The sequence below is a fragment of the Paraburkholderia sp. RL18-085-BIA-A genome, from assembly GCF_046027075.1.
In the GTDB taxonomy this organism is placed as follows: domain Bacteria; phylum Pseudomonadota; class Gammaproteobacteria; order Burkholderiales; family Burkholderiaceae; genus Paraburkholderia.
Genome location: NZ_JARESU010000293.1, coordinates 1 through 4333, shown reverse-complemented (window position 1 = coordinate 4333; position 4333 = coordinate 1). Strand labels below are relative to the sequence as shown.

Sequence of the window (4333 nt, the reverse complement as noted above, 5' to 3'; positions counted from 1 at the left end):
CATATGGATGTCGATGCGTATCGACATGCCTGATCAGACCTTCGCGAAAAACGGGATAACGGGTTAGGGGGCGCTGCGCCGAGCAACCAACAGCATCCACTTGCTGATACAGGACTTGTCCATTGCTTCACTCCTCATATATGAATAAAAAAATATACGTTTCATTAAGTTATCCGAAGCATAGGGGGATCATGTTCACAGACATGCTCCACCAGAGCTCCGTCAAAAATTCTCGGGATCGACGATTCGTGGTAACGCCGGGCTCAATGCACCGGCATCAGGGAGATCGGATTCGCTGCCCTCCGGGGACCTGTCGTTCGTCCTGCAACCTGATTACATTGTATTTTTTTGAGATATCTTTGAAATCCGACCAGTAGTGAAACCTCTTATCTTTGATCTGACTAGTCCGAGAGAGGCGCGCGGTGCCCCGCCAGGCCACATGACGTAAGGGCGGGGTACCCGCCCTTAGTCGATCAGTCGTAGAGGATCTGCACAGTCACGATGGCAGCGAAGGGTCCGATCTTCGGGGTTCCGAGGGGAGCCAGCATCGCAGACGGCTTTGTTCGGAAGGGTGCGAGTTTGCTTGCTGCGGCAGCGCATCGCATGAAGGGCCGTTAACATTCAGGCACTTAGGGAAACTGGTTGTTAACTCGGTGGGAAAGGCGCTTACTTTCGTCTTTTGGGCGGCGAAACGATGCACGAGGATGTTCTGAGTATTGAAGAGGCGTTCGGTGATCTGAAGGACCCATGCAGGCCGCACACCGGCCCATGACCTGACGGAAATGCTGATGGTGGCGTTGTGCGCGATTCTCTCGGGTGCGGACAGCTGGATCGGTATTGAACTTTGGGGCCAGACAAAGCTCGACGGGCTGCGCCGCTACATTCCGCTGGAACAGGGCATCCCGTCTCACGACACATTCCGACGGGTGTTCGCGGCGCTCAATCCGAAGCAGTTCGAAGCATGCTTCATTCGCTGGATGGGTCATCTGTGTCCAGCGCTGACCGGGCAGGTGGTGGCGATTGATGGCAAGACCGTGCGTGGCTCGCATGGGCGCGGCCAGCGCGCGATTCACCTCGTGTCGGCATACGGTAGCGGGCTGGGCGTCGTGCTCGGGCAGGTGCGCACAGCCGACAAGAGTAATGAGATCACGGCGATCCCTGAACTGCTCGACGCCTTGCTGCTCAAGGGCGCGATCGTTACCATCGATGCGATGGGCTGCCAGAGCGCGATCGCCGCGCGCATCGTGAAGGCTGGGGCCGACTATGTGCTCGCAGTCAAGGGCAACCAGCCCTCGCTACTCACCCACATCCGCACGACAATCGAGGCCATCGAGCGTATCCAGGAGGCTGATCGCGATGCGTTCATCAGCGAACACCGCGAAGCTGAGAAAGGTCATGGACGCATCGAGACGCGCCGGTGCATCGCAAGCGACATCCTCACACGTTGGCAGCAACCGGCCCTGTGGCCCGGCATGCGCTCGATCGTGATGGTGGAGGCCACGCGTGAGATCGGCGACAAGATCACGACAGAGCGTCGCTATTACGTGTCCAGTCTGCCACCCAACGCCGGACATATTGCCCACGCCGTGCGCTCCCATTGGGGCATCGAGAACGGCATGCACTGGACGCTGAATCTGGCTTTCCGTGAGGACGAGTGCCGTGTGCGGGTAGACAACGCTGCCCAGAACTTCGCTATCCTCCGGCGCATCGTGATGAACCTGTTGCGGCAGGATCGAACCTCTAAGGCAGGCTTGAGAAATCGCCGTATGCTCGCCTGCGCTAACGACCGTTATCTCGCGCAACTGCTTGGCTGGTAGGCGCCTTCAGCCCTCATACCTGATCGTCTGATTTCGTTAAATGGCGCTGGATGTTTGATGCGATGGCCCTGATTATCTCGATGAGAAAATCTTCGATTACCCAATGCGAGCCGATGCGGATATTGTGTCGAAAGTTCGGCGAAACACTTGAGCAGAAAAATTCCCGCACGAACGCGGCCGGTTCGTGGCGTTTGAACGACGTGAAGAGCTAAAGCAGCTCGGCCTGATATCGCCAATGCACGCACTTACTGCGCGTCACCCACGCTTCGCAAGGTCATCGAGCGGATGCGCATTGCGCGCATAACGCCTCGGAGCCGTACCCGACCACCAATGAATAGCGCGCGCGAACGCCTTTCCCGAGTTGTAACCCACCCTCTCGGCAATCTCGATCAACGTGCGCCTGCCGCGCGTCAGCTCATCGCTCGCGAGATACATCCGGTTAGCAGTCAGATGACCGATCGGCGTTTCACCAACCACTTCCATGAACCGCACACGAAAGCGCGAGCGCGCGATGATCGCGATCGTCCAATGCGGCTTCTATGTCTATGCGCCCGAGGCCTATCCGACGCCAATCCGCGCGAGCGGCGCCGGCGCCGCAACTTCGATCACACGGGTTTCGTCGGTGATCGGTCTGGTCATCATCGGCGCTTGCTGACGTATCTGAGCGTCGAGGCCGTGTTCGGCTACTTCGCGTTGGTCTCGCTGCTCGGATCGATTGTGATGGGCGCGTTCGCGTTGGAAACAGGCGGCCGCACGCTCGATGAGATTTCGCGGTAGCAGGATGCGAGATCGGCTGCACGGCCGGTAAGGAAGGGAAAACAAAAAAGCCCGTCGAAAATATTCGACGGGCTCTTCTGCATCACAAGAAAAGCGCGTCACCGCCGCGCTTTTCAAACGGCGGTTGAAATTAGAACTTGTGACGCAGACCGAGCGCGACCAGTTCCTGAGTGTTGGTGCCACCGTAGCCATACGAGCCGATCGACGCCTGCGCGCTGACCACAGCCGTACCGTCCGCGTTCAGGGTTTCACCGCTAGCATGCTGGTATGCGCCCACCAGATAGACGTCGGTGCGCTTGGACAGGTTGTAGTCCGCGCCGAACGACACCTGATGGTAGGTCGCACTCGTGTCGCCACTCGATTTCGTATAGCTGTAGCCCAAGCCGACCAGCAGTGCTTGCGTCGCCTGATAGTTCAGGAAGCCTTGTCCCGTGTTGAACTTCTGCGTCGACGCGAACACCGACTGCGCATCCTGCTTGTACTGCGCATTGCTGTAGCCGAGGCCGAACGTGAACGGACCCGCGGCGTATCGCGCGGCGACGCGCGCGATATTGATCGACTTCGCCGTCTGGTAGCCGAGGTTCACCAGCGAGCCGTCGAACGTGCCGTCCGACGTGCCACCCCAGGTCGTGCGCTGCGCGGTCGTCACGCTCGGATTGTCCGCGACGAAGTAGCCCGCGGCGACCGACACCGGACCGTTGTTGTAAGCTGCCGCCACCGACCACGTCTGGCCCGCGCCGGTTTGGCCCGCGACGCCGCCCAACGCGTACATGCCTTCGACCTGGAAGCCCGCATACACCGGCGACAGGTACTTGATCGCATTGTTGGTGCGCGAGCTGTTGTCGAAGTTATCCACGTCGCCGACGGTCGCGAAGGCGCTGCCGAAATAGTTGTCAGCGGTAATGCCCTGAATGAGGTCGACCAGCGGGTCGTACTGGCGGCCGAGCGTCAGCGTGCCGTAGTTGTCGCTTGCGAGACCGACGTAAGCCTGGCGGCCAAACATGCGGCTATTCTGGCCGAGTGCGCCGGTCGCCGGGTTGAAGCCGTTTTCCAACTGGAAGATGGCCTTCAGGCCGGCGCCGAGATCCTCTTGTCCCTTGATGCCCCAGCGGGTGCCCGACAGATCGCCGCCGCTGCTATTGCCGAGCGCCCACAGGTTCTGATTGCCCGCGGCGTTATGCACATAGGTGAGGGACGTGTCGATCGTGCCGTAGAGCGTGACGCTGCTTTGTGCATGTGCGGTTCCGACCACAGCGAATGCGGTCAGTGAAATCAGACTGAGTTGGCTGAGTTTCATTTTTTGTTCTCCGGTAAATGGCGCGAGTCCGAGTGACCAATGGCGAACCAAGGCAAACGTGTTGCAAAAAGCGCTGTGTCGATGGTGAGCAGCGACACCATCGGTGAACGGCAAAAGTGCTGCCAAAAAATAGAGGGAGTCGCCTTGCGGCCCTCCCCTCACCTGCCGAATCGATCGGCCATCACAGCGCCCGCCATTGAACGCGGACAAAAAAAACCGGACCACTGCGATCAACGCAATATTGTTTTGCGAACCAGTTAGCAATCGCGGCCATTTTGATGGGTTAAGAGCGTGGATGCAGAAGCACTCTTACCGGAGGGAATAGAACTTACATATAGACATCGCGTCATCGTGAGCGGCATGAACAGGTCATTGAGGACCGCTCGCGACGTCCGATGAACTTTGATTGCGTTCACAACTTACGAGTCTGCTTTGTGTCGAT

Annotated in this window: 4 protein-coding genes and 1 pseudogene; 3 read left to right on the top strand and 2 right to left on the bottom strand. The window is 58.7% G+C overall.

The window, feature by feature from the left end; all coding sequences use genetic code 11:
- The first annotated feature begins 694 nt into the window (after window positions 1-694).
- Window positions 695-1817 (top strand): annotated as a pseudogene (locus P0D89_RS51230) (ISAs1 family transposase).
- A gap of 255 nt (window positions 1818-2072) precedes the next feature.
- On the opposite strand, the gene P0D89_RS51225 reads toward P0D89_RS51230, so the two are convergent.
- Window positions 2073-2300: a helix-turn-helix domain-containing protein gene (locus P0D89_RS51225; RefSeq protein ID WP_408370845.1), complete on the bottom strand. Its 228-nt coding sequence runs from the start codon at window positions 2298-2300 to the stop codon at window positions 2073-2075.
- On the opposite strand from P0D89_RS51225, the gene P0D89_RS51220 reads away from it, so the two are divergent.
- A complete protein-coding gene (locus P0D89_RS51220; RefSeq protein WP_408370847.1) occupies window positions 2299-2472 on the top strand; it encodes a hypothetical protein in 174 nt (57 codons plus the stop codon). The two genes, P0D89_RS51225 and P0D89_RS51220, sit on opposite strands and share 2 nt — an antisense overlap.
- The gene (locus P0D89_RS51215; protein WP_408370849.1) at window positions 2466-2594 is read left to right on the top strand and encodes a hypothetical protein; all 129 of its coding nucleotides are present in this window, start codon (window positions 2466-2468) and stop codon (window positions 2592-2594) included. Before P0D89_RS51220 ends, P0D89_RS51215 begins: the two co-directional genes overlap by 7 nt.
- A gap of 130 nt (window positions 2595-2724) precedes the next feature.
- Here P0D89_RS51215 and P0D89_RS51210 read toward each other — a convergent pair whose 3' ends face one another.
- Complete coding sequence (locus tag P0D89_RS51210) at window positions 2725-3891, bottom strand: porin (protein WP_408370851.1); 1167 nt, start codon at window positions 3889-3891, stop codon at window positions 2725-2727.
- Window positions 3892-4333 lie beyond the last annotated feature (442 nt).